Genomic DNA, 17,248 nt, shown 5'->3' with positions numbered 1-17,248 from the left:
ATTCCCTATTCTATAAACAAAATCAATTCCAAAAAATTGTCTATTCCTCTGGTTTTCCCAACAGGGCAAAATCTAGATGGCGCTTTATCAAATCGGTATTTTTTACCATAACAATAACTTCATCACCAAGTTGATAGGTTTTGTTGGTGCGTTCCCCAACGATTGCATATTGTTTCTCATCAAAGATATAATAATCACCCTTTATATCACTTATTCGAACCATGCCCTCGCACTTGTTCTCAATAATCTCTACATAAATACCCCATTCAGTTACGCCGCTAATTACACCCACAAATTCTTGATCTTGATGATCTTGCATAAACTTAATTTGCATATACTTAATTGAATCACGCTCGGCACTTGACGCCAAATATTCCATATCGGAGGAATGTTTACATTTCTGTTCGTATACTTCTGATTTTACTGAATTTCCTCCGTTGAGATAGTGTAGCAAGAGGCGATGTACCATGACATCGGGATATCGCCGGATAGGTGAAGTAAAATGGGTATAATAATCAAAAGCCAAACCATAATGTCCAATATTTTCAGTGGTATAAATAGCTTTGCTCATACTTCGTATGGTTAACGTATCGACAAGATTTTGTTCTTTCTTGCCCTGTACATCCGCTAAAAGTTGATTTAATGATGCGCTTATCGATTTTTTATCCTTAAAATCCAACCTATGGCCAAAACGGGAAATAATTCCGTTGAGAGCCATTAATTTATCTTCGTCTGGATCATCGTGAATACGATAGACAAACGTTTTCTCAGGTTTCTGTTTGCCAATATACTCAGCCACCTTTCTATTGGCCAATAACATGAACTCCTCAATGAGCTTGTTGGCCTCTTTTGACTCTTTGAAATAAACTCCTTCCGGCTCGTTATTTTTATCAAGGTTAAACCTAACTTCAACCTTATCAAAAGAAATCGCTCCTTGCTGCATGCGTCGTTTACGCATTATCTTCGCTAATTTATTTAGTTCTAGGATCGCTTCAACGATATCTTCCGAAAGTGAATAGGACGTATCCCTTATGGATACTTCTTCTGGAATATAGGACTTTTCTGTCTCAATAATATGTTGGGCTTCTTCATAGGCAAGACGTTCATTCGAATCAATTACCGTTTTTCCGAACCATTGTTTTTTAACCTCAGCCTTCCTGTTCAATTCAAAAATCGCAGAAAATGTATACTTTTCTTCATTGGGCCGCAAAGAACAAGCTTTGTTTGAGAGTATTTCAGGAAGCATGGGAACAACCCTATCTACAAGATATACCGAGGTCGCCCTTTCGTAAGCTTCATCGTCTAACAAGGTGTCTGGTATCACATAATGCGAGACATCGGCGATATGTATTCCGATTTCAAAATTGCCATTTTCCAATATTTCAAAGGAAAGGGCATCATCAAAATCTTTTGCGTCTTTCGGGTCTATGGTAAACGTCAATACCCTACGCATATCTCTTCTTACCGCAATTTCTTCTTCTTTAATGGTCGTGTCGATTGTATCTGCAAAACGTTCGACTTCAGCTGGAAATTCATAGGGAAGTCCATATTCCGCAAGAATGGCATGTATTTCCGTATTGTGCTCCCCAGGCCTTCCTAATACCTCCTTTACCGCTCCGATAGGGGAATCGCCGCTCTCTGGCCAACTTTCGTAGGTAACAACAACTTTATCGCCATTATTGGCACCCCTTATTTTCTCCTTAGGAATAAAAAAATCGGTATACATTCTAAAATCGGTAGGCCTTACGAAAGCAAATGTTTTCTGCATATCCAAAATTCCTACGAATTCCTTTTTCTTCCTCTCGATTATTTTAATGATCTCGCCCTCTTGTTTCTTACCTTTCTTGCGTGTGTATACCTGAACTTCTACAATATCACCGTGAAAGGCCTTATTTAGTTTATTGAAAGGCACAAATATATCGTCTTCAATTCCTTCTACAACAATATATGCGTTCCCTCGACCGGTTAGGTCAACACGCCCTTCAAGATGGTTTTTATTAGTACCCAATGCACGATATTTACCAGGTTCTTCTTCAACTATTCTTTTTTTATCCTTTAGTTGGCCCAATCTTTTTATTAATTGGTTCCGGTCTTGGGTATTTGTTAAAGTGAGCTTTGAAGCTATTTGTTTATAATTAAAACTTTTTTTGGGTTCTTTCTCTAGTACCGTAAAGATACCTTTGGTAATCTCATTATTTCTATGGTTTCTAGCCTTTTTCTTATTCTTCGACATTCATCATATTATTAAGTTCGAAAATTACGAATTATAATTCCATCAGGCCTTGTAAGTTCTATTTTCTTACAAACCCAAAGGTTATCAACAATTAGTATAAGTATTATTTTTTCTTTTTAAAATTTAAATAAAAAATGATGGTTATGATACTCTGTTAATAATGCTAACAAAAAAAAAGATAAAAACTTGCTTCTAACCAATTGTAGTATTTATTGACAACTTGTACCAAGTCGATATATCTCTTAATCAACAGATTAAATTAGTTATCAAAATAGGTTGATAACCCATATCAACATTAAAATATTGATAAGTGAACTTTAATAGAATGTTAATTAGAAGATAGTCTGTGATAATATGTGGGTATTAAGTTTCAAAAAAATAGTTATGTTCTTTTAAAGTGTTTTTGTAAAGAACATTCGAAACCAAAAATCAAAATTTAGTAATGATTTTATTTTAGAAGTTTATTAACAACCCAACCACAATTAAGAGACACAAATCAACAGCTATTTTTAGAAGTTAAAAAATGAATGTTGTGAAGTGATCATAGTATGTGGTAAAGCATTTCAATTTTGTACCTTTGATATAGAGGCAAAAGTGGTTAAGATATATTAAAATAATACCCATGAAAATAGCTATAGGAAATGACCATGCAGGTACAGAATATAAATTAGCCATTCTCGGGCTACTTAAATCTATGGATGTCGAGGTTATAAATTATGGGACAGATGGCACTGATAGTGTGGATTATCCTGATTTTATACATCCCGTAGCAATCGATGTGAACGATAATAATGTGGATTATGGTATTATTGTCTGTGGAAGTGGGAATGGCGCATCGATGACGGCCAACAAACATCAAAAGGTGAGATGTGCCCTTTGTTGGACGAAAGAAATAGTTCAATTGGCCAGAGAGCACAACGATGCAAACATATTAAGTATTCCAGCCCGGTTTGTTGCTTTACCACAAGCCTTAGATATGGTGAAGGAGTTTTTGAAAACTGATTTTGCTGGAGGGCGCCACGAGAGGCGCATTGAGAAAATAGCCTGTTCTTAGATTGAACCCGTAGGGTCTTGTAATTGAAATCCAAGATGGGGTTTAAAATGAAGTATTCTATTTCTGTCGATAGACATCGAAACTTTTAAGATCGATATGTCCCATACCCATCATAATCATTCGCACAGCCATAATCATGCCCATTCCGACCTAAAAGGAAGGAACCTTATAATCTCTATCTTTCTCAATATTGTCATTACGGCTTCACAGGTAATAGGAGGGGTTATTTCTGGTAGTTTATCCCTTCTTTCGGATGCACTTCACAATTTTAGCGACGTACTATCGCTTGTAGTTAGCTATATCGCTACCGTTCTTTCTAGAAAAGAAGCATCTCCAAAACGGACCTTTGGGTATAAGCGGGCTGAAATAATAGCTGCTTTTGTCAATGCCGCGACCTTGGTTGTGGTAGCTATTTTCCTGATTAAAGAGGCCATAGAACGCTTTTTCAATCCACAAACTATAGCGTCCGATTTGGTCATATGGTTATCTCTATTGGGAATACTGGCAAATGGGTTTAGCGTTCTTCTGATAAAAAGAGATGCTGCCCATAACATGAACATGAAATCAGCCTATCTTCATCTGTTAACGGATATGATGGCCTCGGTGGCAGTTCTTGTGGGAGGCCTCTTGATGAAATTCTATCAGCTTTATTGGGTAGATGCCGTGCTAACTATGGCAATAGCCCTTTATTTGATATACATGGGATACAATTTGTTAAAAGATTCGACGCGTGTACTAATGTTGTTTACACCCCAAAAAATTCAGGTGCAAAAAATTGTTGAGATAATTGGCCAAATAGAACCAGTTAAAAATGTACACCATGTACACCTTTGGCAACTTAATGAAAATGATATTCATTTAGAGGCACATATCGATTTTGACGAAGACATTAAGCTTTCTCAATTTGACCTCATTTTATCTAAAATTGAAGATGAAGTATACCATAAGTTTGGTATAAACCATGTGAGTATACAACCAGAGTTCGATAGGTGTGATGATAAATTAGTAATAGCTCAAGATCGATGATACATATTACGGTTAAGAAGTTCGAGAAACTAAGTATTCATGAGCTTTATGATATTATGAAGCTTAGAAGTGAAATTTTTGTGGTCGAACAAGACTGTGTGTATCAGGATATCGATGGAAAGGATAAAAAAGCTCTACATGTTATCGGAAAGAAAAATGGTGAAATAGTAGCTTATACCAGGATTTTTAAGTCTGGTGATTATTTTGATGAAGCTTCCATAGGCCGGGTTGCCGTTAAAAAGACGCAACGCAGTTTTGGCTATGGAAGGAAAATTATGAACGCCTCGATAGAGGCCATTCGATTTTATTTTAACGAATCGACAATGAAAGTCTCTGCACAGCTATACTTAGAGCGATTTTATTATTCTTTGGGTTTTGAACAAATAGGAGAGGGATATCTTGAAGACCGAATTCCCCATATTGCGATGATATTAAAAAAATAACGGGAGTATTTCACTCCCGTTATTTTTATTCTAGCAATTATGTGTCATTTTAAATCTTAATCGGTTCTTTATTCGTTAGATTAATGTCTTCTAACATAGTATCGGTGAATTTGTAATGTCCTCGAGTGGTTATGATTCTAAATCTGTTTGAATTCATACGACTAAGGGTATCCAAAAAGAGCCATTTAGTTTTAAGAAGTCTGGGTTTAGCCGACTTCAAACTAATTTCAAAATAATATTTTCTACCATTTTTTAGGGCGACAATGTCGGGGGTGATTTTGGAATCACTTCCTTTTCGAATATATGATTTAGGAGTTTCATATCCTTCTAAATCGGCTTTAATATCTTCAAAACCCGTTGCTTCCAAATGATTGATCGACTTCTCTAAGAACTCCTGATTTTCTGACTTTTCTACCTTTACCATAACAGGTAATATAAAATAAAATAATGAAAATCCAAACTTTATGGACTGATTAACAGTTTTTTAATAGTTTAGTCGAATTTGTAGTTGCTACAAAAGAAAAATAAAAAAAGACTATATGATCGGTTTTTATTTTCAATAACAATTCTCTCGAACAATTTTATGCGGACTAATATTACTTTTTATCGTTAAAGGGTAAGGGTTGAAGCCTTTGAAATTCCCAATCCCAATAGTAGGGACCAAATGGTCGGTTTGATACGTCTTTGAAACATCTTGGGCGCTTATTCAGATCCGTATAATTCAGGTTATCAAGGCTTTTTTTGGTTAGAATTCTATGAATACTCCACTACAAAACTTGTGTTTAGCCAATGAACCCTTTTAGACTCTACATGGAACTACCATAGTAATAATCTTGACGAGGCAAACCATCGACTCCAGCAAAAAGTTCTATAACTTTGAGGTTCTCAATATAAATTCAATTAATAAGGGATGCTCACAATATAACTGCAATGAACAAAAAAGGTACACAAATCAGCATTTTGGCATTATTATTCATCGTTTTGTTTTCATGTTCACCGAAAACAAAACAAAAGCAGCTACTTCTACAAATTAAGGAGGTCAGAGAACAGTACGCGCCCGATAAAAGAACGGCGCTTTTCGATGTGCACGTCTTTACGGATGCGACGAAATATATTTTAAAAGGAGAGACGGACAAGCCTGAAGCCGTTAGCGCTTTAGGGGAGCGGCTAGAAAGAGCCAATATTTCTTTCATTTCAGAGATTAAAGAACTACCATCGAAATCATTAGGGGGTAAGACCTGGGGCGTCATCACTAATTCAGTAGCCAACTTGAGAAGTAACCCAAAACATTCTGCAGAATTGGCAACCCAAGCCACTTTGGGAACCCCCGTAAGGGTACTAAAACAAGATGGCGGATGGTACTACATTCAAACCCCCGACAAATATTTATCGTGGGTAGATGATGGGGGGGTAGTTCTAATGAATAAAAAGGAAATGGAACAATGGAGGGTCTCCAATAAAATTATATTTACCAAAACCTATGGCCACGCTTTTAACGACTTTGAAGAGAAGAGCATCGTTTCCGACTTGGTCGCAGGAGATGTTTTGGTACTTTTGGCCGAGACAGAAAAGTATTATCAGGTTCGATTTCCTGATGGTCGAGAGGCCTATATAAGAAAAGAGGAGGCCCTAAACTATGATGAATGGTTGAACAGCTTAAACCCTACACCGGAGAGACTGGTTTCGACTTCTAAAACACTCATGGGAGTGCCGTATTTATGGGGAGGGACCTCCAGTAAAGGAGTTGATTGTAGCGGTTTTACGAAAACCATTTATTTTCTGAACGGAATGATAATACCGAGAGACGCGTCACAGCAGGTACACACGGGTAAACCAATCGATTCGGTACAACATTTTGAAAATCTGCAGAAAGGTGATTTGCTCTTCTTTGGCAGGAAAGCCACCGACTCTACCAACGAAAAAGTGGTGCATGTGGGCATGTGGATCGGCAATAATGAATTTATACATTCATCCGATAGGGTAAGAATCAGCAGCATGGATCCCAATGCCGACAACTATGACGATTATAACCGCCAACGCTATTTGCGCACCAAACGAATCTTAAGGGAAAAAGGGGAGGCGCTTATTAGCCTATCGGAAACCCCTCTTTTTAAGGATTGAAATAGCCTTTAGAGCATAATGGTTTTTCCCGTGCGAAAAGACGCATCGGCCGCCAGTACAATTCGGAGACTGTTTACGGCATCGCGCAAATGGTCCTTGAGATCGAGGTCATTTTGAATTGCCTTCAGAAAATAGTGCTGTTCCAAAAGACATAATCCATCATGGTCCGGTTCATCGGACGTGTCGATCAGCTCGTCCTTTTTCGTAAATCGTCCTTGGTCATCCGTCATGCTATGGTGCAGTTTGAGCGCACCTGTTTTCGAGTGGCTATCCACGTCATCTGAATCACCTTTTGCTTCATCTATGATAGAGACACAACCTTTAGGCCCGATCACATCTTTCACAAAAAAGGCGGTTTCGCTCATCATGGGTCCCCATCCCGCCTCGTACCAGCCAACAGAACCGTCTTTAAAGCGGACCTGTAATTGTCCGTAGTTGTACATTTTTTCATCAATCTCATCCGAAAGACGCGCTCCTATCGCACTTACGCTTAATGGCACCGACCCCGTCATAAGGCACATAACATCAACATAATGAACACCACAGTCTACGATCGGAGACATCGAATTCATTAATTGCTTATGCGTATGCCAATGGGCGCCGGAACTTTGTTGGTTGAGGTTCATGCGCATGACCAAGGGCTTGCCGAGACTTTTGGCCACTTCGACAAATTTAGCCCAAGCAGGGTGAACCCTTAGGATATAGCCCACAACCATTTTTTTGTCTTTTTTTTGAGCCATTTCTACTAATGCTTGGGCATCTTCAACGGTCAAGGCAAGGGGCTTTTCAACAAAAACATGTGCATTGGCCTCGAGGGCCTTTCTAATGTAGTTCGCATGGGTGTCCGGGTAGGTGTTGATCGACACTGCGTCAGGCTTTGTGTTTTCTAGAGCATTGTCATAATCGGAAAAAGTGGGATATCCTCCAAGTTCTTTTGAAAGTCGCTCACGGCTTTCTGGCGTTCTACTCACCAAACCTACAATTTCGAAATCTTCTAATTTATGATAGGCTTTGGCATGTGAAGAACCCATATTGCCACAGCCAACTACCAATACTTTTATTTTCATAATGTGCGTTTTCTCTATCGATTTTTGCTTCTAACCTTATCTGCCAATAAACAGTGCCGAACAAAAATGTGTTAATTGATTTGTCCTATATTTATAGAAATGTATTCCAACGAAAATTAAACAATGAAAACGATAAGACCAACTGCTGCGTTGAACTTGTTCCTACTAATCTTTCTTTTGGCCATGTCACCGCCCTCAAATTCAGAAAAAAAACCAGAAAAGGATTCAACTAAATTAAGAACAGCGCCCAATATCCTTTTTATGATTGCCGACGATTGGTCGTACCCCCACGCAGGGGTGTATGGCGACCCTGTGGTTCGCACACCGACATTTGACCGATTGGCGAACGAAGGGGCAGTGTTCGAGAATGCCTACTGCGCGGCACCTTCGTGTTCGCCTTCTAGGGCGAGCATCCTACTGGGCCGCTACCCTCATCAGAATGAGGCAGCCGGGAACCTTTGGTCGATTATACCTGATAAATTTCCAAATTGGGTGAGCTTGTTGAAACAATCTGGATACCATACGGGCAAAAGCAGAAAAGGCTGGGGACCTGGCGACTACAAGTCTGGAGGCTACGAACACAATCCTGCCGGTAAGGAATATCTTGATTTTGAAACCTTTTTAGACGATAAATCGGATGATCAGCCTTTTGCCTACTGGTTTGGAAGCCAAGACCCACACCGCACCTACGAAACTAATACGGGCGTAAAGACAGGTATGGACGCGGAGTCGGTTGTAGTACCGGAATTTTTACCCGATACACCTTGTGTGCGTAATGATATTATGGATTACTTTTTTGAGGCAGAACGTTTCGATCGCGAATCAGGAAATATTATCGATGTCTTAGAGCGGAAGGGGCTTCTAGACAACACATTAATTGTTATGACAAGTGATAACGGCATGCCTTTCCCCAGAGCTAAGGCCAATTTATACGATTACGGCACGCGCATGCCATTGGCCATGTATTGGAAAGGCCATATCGAAGGTGGACAACGAATTACCGAATTCATGAATTTCATCGATTTTGGACCTACATTTTTGGAAGCCGCTGGAGTGGAGATACCCAAAGCATTTAGTGGCCATAGCTTAATGGCTCTTTTTAGTGAAGAACCAGGGGTAAAAATAGATCGAACCAAAGTTTTCTTAGAGCGTGAACGCCATGCCAACGTGCGTAAGGGTGACTTGAGCTATCCGGTAAGGGCGATACGCACAAAAGATTATTTGTATATCAAGAATTTTGAGCCGGATAGGTGGCCCGCCGGGGACCCCCATGTACACCAATCTGTTGGCCAATATGGCGATATTGACAATTCGATTTCCAAATTCCTGATTATGGAGCAAGAAGGCAAACCTACTGATAAAGACTATTTCGAACTTGCGTTCGCCAAAAGACCAAAGGAAGAATTTTATGTCTTGGCCAGTGATCCCTACAATCTGCGGAATGAAATCGAAAACAAGAACTATGGGAAAGAAATCGCTTCTCTTAGGAAAGAACTACAAGAATGGATGTCAGCAACCGATGATCTCCGGGCCAAAGCACCTCACACCGTCTATTGGGATACCGTATTGTATACCCCAGATTATCAGTTTAATGATTACGATTTGAATCAAAAAATAAAGGAGTACGATATGTTGGTAAGGAAAGGGGGCCTGTTTGAAGGTGCCAATTGTCTAGAATAATTTAGGGCCTATACAAAATGACATCATGGCTCTAAAGCAAAAGCAACGATTTGATTTCCCTTCGGCGTCCCCAGTTTTTCGCCTCCACAGGCAAGAGCAATATACTGCTTGCCGTTGACCTCGTACATAGCAGGTGTAGAAAAGGCAGGTGCGGGCAATTTGTATTCCCAAAGCAGGGCGCCGTTTTTTTTGTCGAACACCCTAAAATAACCATCTCGTGTTGCTGCGATAAACAACAATCCGTTTTCGGTAACTACGGGTCCCCCATAATTTTCGGTGCCTGTGCCAATCCCTTCTTCACCGAGCTCGGGAGTGTTGCCCAAGGGAATGGACCAATTATACTCACCGGTATTTAGATCGATGGCATGTAACGAACCCCAAGGAGGGTTTATTGCGGGTAACCCTTGACTGTCCAAAAATTTGATGTAGCCCAAATGTTTATAGGGCAATTGATAAATTTCTTTTCCCTCGGAATTCTCGGAAACATTATGCTTGATTTCTTGGTTGAATAAAAAGCGAACCAATGCGGTTTTCTCTTTGTCCGTAAGCTGGGGAAACCCCGTCATCATCCCTTTACCATTAGTGATAATTTGCCTTATTTCATCGCTTCCTTTACGCAATTCAATATCGATTAAGGAAGGAAAACCACTGTCTGCCAAACCTTTTCGATCTATTTGATGACAAGACACACAGTATTTTTTATAGGTAGCCTCCCCTAATGGAAGGTTATTTAAATCTTCGTCAGCCTTACCCATTCGTAATATCCATGCCATTTCATTGGCATTGACATACAATATTCCCTTATAGGGATCTGCAGCGGCTCCGCCCCATTCAGCGGCCCCATCGTACCCAGGAAGCAACAGCACAGGATGTAGGCTTGGCGGTGCGTATAGTCGCTTGTCGGCCTTCATAAGAATATCTCGCAGTGAATCCGCATTTTGGGCAAAGGGACTGATATTGCTTTCTGTCAAATCGATAGATTGACGGGCAAAGGGCTTTGGTCTTAGGGGCCTGGGTTGTGTGGGCCAAGTTGCTTCGCCCATGAGCTCCGATTCAGGTGCCGAAAGCTCCTCAATGTCGAACAGAGGCTCACCGGTTTCCCTGTTAAAAACGAACACATAGCCCTGTTTGGTGACTTGGGCTACAGCCGCAATTTGTTCACCGTTTCTTTCAACGGTCAATAAGTTTGGTGGAGCAGGAGGATCTCTATCCCAGATATCGTGATGGGTAAATTGGAAATGCCAAAGTCGCTTTCCAGTATTCGCGTCTAATGCTAACAAGCAGTTTGCAAAGAGATTACTTCCTTTACGAACGCCTCCATAAAAATCAGGAGCGGCCGAACCTGTGGGAATATAGATAATTTCCCGTTCCTCGTCCACGGCCATGCCGGCCCAGTTATTTGCAGCGCCTACAACATCACTTTTATAGGCGTCTCCGTTTTCCCAAGTGTTGTACCCCTCTTCTTTGGGATGAGGAATGGTATGAAAGACCCACTCCAAAACCCCAGTAATTACATTGAAGGCCATAATATTGCCAGGCGCAGCACCCGCTCCTTCGGAAAGGCGTAAGGGCATAATGATAAGATTTTTGTAAATGGTACCGGGCGTGTTGGAAATCACGAATTTTTCCCGTGCGCCGGGGTGCATTCCTTTTCGCATATCCACCTTACCGTTGTTTCCAAAAGAAGAAATAGGCTTACCCGTCAAAGCATCCAAAGCGAAAAGATGGGGTCCACGAGTGCATAGAATGCGTTTGTCGTTTCTACCTTCCCAATACGAAACACCCCGACTTGTTGAATGCCAGACCTGGACCGAATCCCCGAATTGCCAAATTTCCTTTCCGGTAGCGGCATGTAGAGCGACCACACGGAGGGCGGCGGTGACTCCGAAAAGCATACTGTCAACGACTATCGGACTCATTTGCATCTGCCCCCAGTCGGGTGCCTCATAAGACCAAGCCATTTTCAGGCCTTCTACATTTTCCGGGGTTATTTGTGATAAAGTAGAATAATGAGTTCGGCCGGCGTCGCCTAAATAGGAAGACCACGTGCGATATTCCACGTCTTGGGACCTTTCTTTTTCCGGTTCACATGATACCGTCAGAAAGGTGTACAGCAAGCACCATAACACGTAATGGAAATATTGTTTATAAATCATTGATTTGGTGAAACAGTTTTTTAAAAGTAGGTAAATTACTTAAAAATATCGTTTCAAAATCGGCATGACCGATGACTTATAAGAGAGGCCGAATAAATTCAGATGAACCAGCAGGTAATATAGTTGATATAGGTCGCTTCGCTCCTTTTCTCCCCCGACCTCCGGAAAGTGTTCGGCATATGCGCTGTAGAAAGTTGGTTCAAAACCCCCGAACAAACGGGTCATGGCAATATCTACTTCCCTATGTCCATAATAGGTAGCAGGATCGATCAGCACAGGGGTGCCATTTTGGGCGATAAGATAATTACCGCCCCATAGATCGCCATGTAAAAGTGCGGGTCTCACCTTTGGAAAAGTATCTTGACATCGCTTTAACAGGGATTCCTCAGAGGGAAGTTCCGAAGGGGATAGGAGGTTTCTGGCCCTAGCGAGCATAAGTTGGGGCACAAGACGTTCGCTTACATAAAAGGCTGACCAGTCCAAATGCCTTTTGTTGGATTGATGGAGGCTTCCAATAAAGTTATCGGATTCCCACCCAAAGCCGTCAGGGCTTGATTTTGAATGCAAATCCGCCAATTGATGCCCGAAGCGTTCCATGTCAGTTGGGGAGGGCGATTTAGATTCGATATACTCCAATACCAGAAGGGAACATGAATCTAGCTTTTCACAACCCAAAACTTTTGGACTCGCCACCGTAGCTGTTTGCGAAATGGCCTCTAACCCCTTTTTTTCGGCCAAAAACATAGAAAATGCGTGGGGCCCGTTATTCACCTTACAGAAAAAATGTCCTTTCTGTGTTTGTACCAGATAGGCCTCTGAGATATCCCCTCCCGAAATTGAACGTGTTCCGGAAATTTGAACCGATAGTAGTTTTTCAATATGGTCGACGACAGGTTTTTTCAAACGCTTAATTCTTGTATGGGTCAATCGATTAAAATATTACATGCCGCTTTGAATGGCCTTGATTTTTGTAGCATAGGCCATGGCATATTGTTGCATACCTAAATCGGTAGGGTGAGTGCCATCTACGAAGGCGTCGTTTGAGAGGCCGATATCTTTTTTTGTGAGCATATAAATATTCGAAATGCCTTCAGCTTTTAAGCTTTTGAACGATTCTTCAAGCCATTCGTTGAGGGTTAAGTACACCTTTTCGCGGGCAGAGTTTACCAACCCATCTGAATAGCCGGCGTGCTGCGTGAGTAAAATGGGTGTTCTAGGATGTTTGGCCCTTAGGTTGCGAACACTGCTACGTAAACGATTTTGAACCTCTTTTTTAGTGTTTTCTTTATTTGGTGAGAGATTTGGTAGGCAGTCAAGTATAAAGAGCGAGGCTTCGATTTGCGTTATGAGGTCAATGACTTCGGGCTCTAATCTTCCATTACCGGAAAACCCAAGATTGACCACAGGACGACTCAGTGCTCTTGAAAGGATATGGGTCCACGCCATACCTGGCCTTGACGCACAAGCTCCTTGGGCTATACTCGTTCCGTATACCACTATAGGTTTCTCTTTAACAGCATCCCGGAAAAGAAATGTTTTACCGTGGGGGACCCCAATTTTCAAGTTTTTTATAGTATTGTAAAGAGGAAAATACATGGAATAGGTTTTTAGACCCTTAGAAAGATTATTCATCACAAAATCATACCGAACAGTATCTTTGAAGCTGTACTTTCCCCTACACCATAGCCATTCGTTATTGCTCTTTACGTATAAATCTATGCCACTTACACCGGTTGCTGGCATATGATGCATAAATAAATTACCATCTACCTGGTATTCAATTGCAATGGAATCGGCATCGGACTCAAATTGTAGGCCTAGACCCGCCGCATGTTGGGAGAGTGACCATACGGCATCCCGCACTACGCCTTCTGCATGATTTGGTAAGCGATGGTAACCAATGTGGCTCCAGCCCTGTCCCTCGAAACGTTCTATTGTCTCCACGGGGTCGTACCAATGATATTTTTCATTTTCCTGTGCGAAAAGGCCTTTTCCGCACAATATTAAAAACAAACCTAAAAACCCAATATGCCTCACTTGCATCGTTTTTAATATTTCTTTTTCGAATGTTTGTTCAATCTATCTTTTCCATCAGTAAGCCATTCTAATGAAAATTGAGTGAAATAGTTTTTGGTATACCCATCGCCCTCGAAAAGAAGGCCAATATTTCCGTTTTCCAATATAGTCATTGTTGAGTAGGCGGCTAATCCTTGATATATGGTCTTGCCCTCGCCCCAACTCTGTCCTTCGTCGTAGCTGATACGCACCGTCATATTTTTACGTTCCCGGTTATTCTTGGCATTAGAAAATAAAATTCGATTCTTTGAGAAACCATCTGCTTTTTCGGTGTAACGAATCATACTGGCGTTGCAACTTGGGTCTATCAGTTCAGGCTGGGGCTCGGCATGCCAAGTAGCTTCATTCTTTCCTGAAAAGTGCGCATATCGCATCCCTCCACTGTTCACACGACTGTTCACCATTAAACTTCCGTCGGCACGCTCAACGACCTTCGATTCATCGCCGGGCAATAAGGGTTTGTCCCTTACAAAAAAGGTTTTTCCGTGGTCATCACTTCCAAATAAATGGAGACCATGTTCTAAATTCACCAACGTATGCAAAAGTTGTCCGGACCGCCTTTGAATACCTCTTCCAGAAGTTATAAATTTAAAATCACGGCTCCAATCCTTTTCGCTGATTTGAGAAGTAATATCCTGTGGTGCCGACCAAGATTTTCCATTGTCATTACTTTTCATTACATGAAAGTAATACACGCCCTTTTCTTCGTTTACATTCATATAATTGTAAAACAATAAGATATTTTTGGTCTGCATATCTACTATAAAAGAAGGATCGGAGGCCGACTGGCCTTCAGGAAAATCAGCGACCTTTTCTATTTCCGACCATGTCTTTCCGTGGTCCGTACTACGGCGAAGTACAATGTTGATGTTTGGATTAGTGCCCAAATCGCTACAAGAGGCAACCCGTTCATCTATGGCCGCCAAAAGGTCGCCATTTGGCGCAGTAGTCAAAGCTGGAATACGATAGCAGGAAACCTCCTCTGAAAGAGTAGCATCGAATAGATTTTGAAGCACCAACTTCTCTTGGCCAAAAAGACCGAAAGAAAATAGTACCGTTAAAAGTAAGAACAAACTCTTCATGATATATATTATGCTTTTACCTCACGCTCTCCGGTATGGTCTACTCCCTGCATACGCTCCATTTCAATCATAGCCTTGGGCCGAAAATTCGTGATGAAAGCCCTTCGATTATCGGCGGTTGAATTTCCACGACTGTAGTGAAGGGTACCTCCCTGGTGAAAAACGCAGGAACCAGGGCTTAACTCAACAAAAACGGAATTTTCTTCGCCACCCTCACATTTCAAAGCTCCTTTATTGCCAGTTTGCACGTGTGGCAACACTGGATTCTGATGTGATTTTGGAGTATACCACATACACCCATTTTCTTTGTATGCCGGATCTATGGCCACCCAACAACTAGCAGCCCGTTTGTCAGGCATATCGATCCAATAAGCGGCATCTTGATGCCATGGAGTAATAGTATCGGTATAGGGCGCCTTATTGATCAACATATCAAAATCAAGTTCGATATCATCGCCCATAAGCGCCTTGGCCATGGCCAGTGATTTCTGATGTAAAGATTTTTCTAACAGTTCTGGAACCAGCTTGCTAGGTACCATGATTTGAGTGATTTTTTCTTTTGTGTCATTACTTCCCGATAGGTCGGACCGGAATTTTGAGGCATCAATCTCGTTGTTCAAAAAGGAATTGTAAAGATCGCTGTAATAGGTGATTTCTTTTTTCGTCAGCAAATTTTCTACGACAAGGTACCCCTCTTCCGCGAAGAAATGTTTTTGTTTTTGGGTCAGTTCGCACATAAAAAAATTGTTTGTTTTTTCTAAAATCAGATTAAACCCCTTTGTTTTCATTTGTGAATGAACTTCTTGATATCCTCATGCTGTTTGGGTGTTTAGCAGGCGTTTTCCACAAATTCTTTTTTCTAACTTTTCAAGGCATATTCTTCTTGATGAAGGTGAAGTTAGCTTCCATAAAAAACTTGAAAGGTTCAAATGATTGGTAAATAAAATGATAAAGTTCAATCAAAAAACGAATATAAATATAAATACGACACACATAGAATAGCGTTGCACTTTACTGGCTTTCGAGATATTTTTTTCTACATTAGAGGGGTTAACCACCAAAACTTTAAAAGCATGTCTCAATTCGCCGAAAATGTCTCTAAGCGTCTTTTTTCTTTGGATGTTTTTCGTGGCCTTACTATGTTTCTGCTCGTTGCGGAAGCCGCGGGGTTCCACCACAATTTCTCGGAATTGGCTGAAGGAACGTTATTTTCTGGACTTGCCCATCAATTGCATCATCACCCATGGAATGGACTCCGATTTTGGGACCTGATTCAACCCTTTTTCATGTTTATTGTGGGGGTGGCCATGCCTTTCTCCTTGCGCAAGCGATTAAGCCGAGGAAGTCGAAGTGAGGTAACCAAGCATATTCTCCGCCGTTGTTTTCTGTTGTTTTGGTTTGGGGTCTTATTGCATTGCGTGTATTCGCATGCGCTGGTTTGGGAACTTTGGAATGTATTGGTGCAGTTGGCTTTTACCATCTTGATTGCCTATGCAATTATGAACCTGTCCAACAACACACAAATCGGTATTTCGGTTGGTCTATTGGTGTTGACCGAAATTTTATATCGGGCGTACAATCCAGAAGCCCCCTATGCGCAGGGGCATGATAGTTTTGGCTCTTATATCGATATGTTGGTTATGGGCAAGATAAATGATGACTATTGGGTTTTCGTCAATTTTATTCCTACCGCGGCCCATACTATTTGGGGTGTCGTCTGCGGAAGAATGCTATTATCGCAAACACCTGCCAGTGAAAAATTGAAATCTTTTTTGATTTGGGGAACCGTCATTTTGGTACTGGGTTTCGCCATGGATTTGCTGCATATTACCCCTATCGTTAAGCGGATCGCCACGAGCTCGTTTACCTTGGCGTCGGGCGGAATTGCCATATTGGTCTTAGCTTTATTTTATTGGACCATCGACGTAAAAAATAATCATAAGAATTGGCTAAAAGTGTTTTCAGTGGTGGGTACCAATTCCATTTTTATCTATTTGTTCGCGGAAACGGTAGGTGCACAATGGTTTCGTGGGTTTGGAAAAATCTGGACCGAAGGTTTGTTGGCTCCCCTAGGAATTTCGGAACAAGTGATCATGGTAATCAATGCCCTATTCGTGCTTTTTATCTTCTGGTATATCACTTATTTTCTGGATAAACATAAAATATATTTCAAGGTGTAGCCGTAATCTTTGCTTAATTTATGTAGTTACAGGCTTTACAAATCAAACCGACCCTTGGGTCGGTTTTACATGAATAAACTAGTCCGTTATTCATAGTACCAGAAGGGCAAAATCCTTAAAAGACCGGCAA

The 17,248-nt window shown here is 41.1% G+C and carries 14 protein-coding genes; 6 read left to right on the top strand and 8 right to left on the bottom strand.

Annotation, left to right across the window (positions count from 1 at the left end; translation table 11 throughout):
• Positions 1-40: 40 nt before the first annotated feature.
• Complete coding sequence (gene rnr, locus F2B13_RS12840; RefSeq protein ID WP_149273684.1) at positions 41-2,233, bottom strand: ribonuclease R; 2,193 nt, start codon at positions 2,231-2,233, stop codon at positions 41-43.
• A 622-nt stretch (positions 2,234-2,855) separates the two neighbouring features.
• Between rnr and F2B13_RS12835 the strand changes: the two genes are divergently transcribed.
• The 3 genes from F2B13_RS12835 to F2B13_RS12825 all read left to right on the top strand — a co-directional run bounded on the left by F2B13_RS12835 (position 2,856) and on the right by F2B13_RS12825 (position 4,756).
• Positions 2,856-3,287, top strand: a complete 432-nt coding sequence (locus F2B13_RS12835) for an RpiB/LacA/LacB family sugar-phosphate isomerase (RefSeq protein WP_149273682.1) — start codon at positions 2,856-2,858, stop codon at positions 3,285-3,287.
• A gap of 96 nt (positions 3,288-3,383) precedes the next feature.
• A complete protein-coding gene (locus tag F2B13_RS12830) occupies positions 3,384-4,313 on the top strand; it encodes a cation diffusion facilitator family transporter (RefSeq protein ID WP_149273680.1) in 930 nt (309 codons plus the stop codon).
• The gene (locus F2B13_RS12825; protein WP_149273678.1) at positions 4,310-4,756 is read left to right on the top strand and encodes a GNAT family N-acetyltransferase; all 447 of its coding nucleotides are present in this window, start codon (positions 4,310-4,312) and stop codon (positions 4,754-4,756) included. Before F2B13_RS12830 ends, F2B13_RS12825 begins: the two co-directional genes overlap by 4 nt.
• Before the next feature lie 49 nt (positions 4,757-4,805).
• Here F2B13_RS12825 and F2B13_RS12820 read toward each other — a convergent pair whose 3' ends face one another.
• Complete coding sequence (locus tag F2B13_RS12820) at positions 4,806-5,180, bottom strand: hypothetical protein (RefSeq protein ID WP_149273676.1); 375 nt, start codon at positions 5,178-5,180, stop codon at positions 4,806-4,808.
• A 506-nt stretch (positions 5,181-5,686) separates the two neighbouring features.
• Between F2B13_RS12820 and F2B13_RS12815 the strand changes: the two genes are divergently transcribed.
• Entirely contained in the window at positions 5,687-6,877 is a 1,191-nt protein-coding gene (locus F2B13_RS12815) for a C40 family peptidase (protein ID WP_149273673.1), read from the top strand.
• Between the two features lie 8 nt (positions 6,878-6,885).
• Here the strand turns inward: F2B13_RS12815 and F2B13_RS12810 are convergent, their stop codons facing one another.
• The gene (locus tag F2B13_RS12810) at positions 6,886-7,944 is read right to left on the bottom strand and encodes a Gfo/Idh/MocA family protein (protein WP_317131617.1); all 1,059 of its coding nucleotides are present in this window, start codon (positions 7,942-7,944) and stop codon (positions 6,886-6,888) included.
• Between the two features lie 123 nt (positions 7,945-8,067).
• On the opposite strand from F2B13_RS12810, the gene F2B13_RS12805 reads away from it, so the two are divergent.
• A complete protein-coding gene (locus F2B13_RS12805) occupies positions 8,068-9,624 on the top strand; it encodes a sulfatase family protein (protein WP_198440126.1) in 1,557 nt (518 codons plus the stop codon).
• Between the two features lie 23 nt (positions 9,625-9,647).
• On the opposite strand, the gene F2B13_RS12800 is transcribed toward F2B13_RS12805, so the two are convergent.
• The 5 genes from F2B13_RS12800 to F2B13_RS12780 are packed head-to-tail and all read right to left on the bottom strand — an operon-like array spanning position 9,648 to position 15,675.
• A complete protein-coding gene (locus tag F2B13_RS12800) occupies positions 9,648-11,780 on the bottom strand; it encodes an outer membrane protein assembly factor BamB family protein (protein ID WP_149304378.1) in 2,133 nt (710 codons plus the stop codon).
• Between the two features lie 39 nt (positions 11,781-11,819).
• Positions 11,820-12,683, bottom strand: a complete 864-nt coding sequence (locus tag F2B13_RS12795) for a fructosamine kinase family protein (protein WP_198440125.1) — start codon at positions 12,681-12,683, stop codon at positions 11,820-11,822.
• 36 nt (positions 12,684-12,719) lie between these two features.
• The gene (locus F2B13_RS12790) at positions 12,720-13,817 is read right to left on the bottom strand and encodes an SGNH/GDSL hydrolase family protein (RefSeq protein ID WP_232625233.1); all 1,098 of its coding nucleotides are present in this window, start codon (positions 13,815-13,817) and stop codon (positions 12,720-12,722) included.
• 11 nt (positions 13,818-13,828) lie between these two features.
• A complete protein-coding gene (locus F2B13_RS12785) occupies positions 13,829-14,938 on the bottom strand; it encodes a sialidase family protein (RefSeq protein ID WP_149304375.1) in 1,110 nt (369 codons plus the stop codon).
• Between the two features lie 8 nt (positions 14,939-14,946).
• Positions 14,947-15,675 (bottom strand): phytanoyl-CoA dioxygenase family protein, encoded by a 729-nt coding sequence (locus tag F2B13_RS12780; RefSeq protein WP_149304374.1) that lies wholly within the window; start codon positions 15,673-15,675, stop codon positions 14,947-14,949.
• 336 nt (positions 15,676-16,011) lie between these two features.
• Here F2B13_RS12780 and F2B13_RS12775 point away from each other — a divergent pair, with 336 nt between their 5' ends.
• Positions 16,012-17,118, top strand: a complete 1,107-nt coding sequence (locus F2B13_RS12775) for an acyltransferase family protein (protein ID WP_149304373.1) — start codon at positions 16,012-16,014, stop codon at positions 17,116-17,118.
• Positions 17,119-17,248 lie beyond the last annotated feature (130 nt).

Origin of the sequence: Pareuzebyella sediminis, from assembly GCF_008367235.1 — a bacterium.
Classification (GTDB): domain Bacteria; phylum Bacteroidota; class Bacteroidia; order Flavobacteriales; family Flavobacteriaceae; genus Pareuzebyella; species Pareuzebyella sediminis.
Note: the sequence above shows the minus strand (reverse complement) of the source record. Positions and strands in the feature narration are given on the sequence as shown.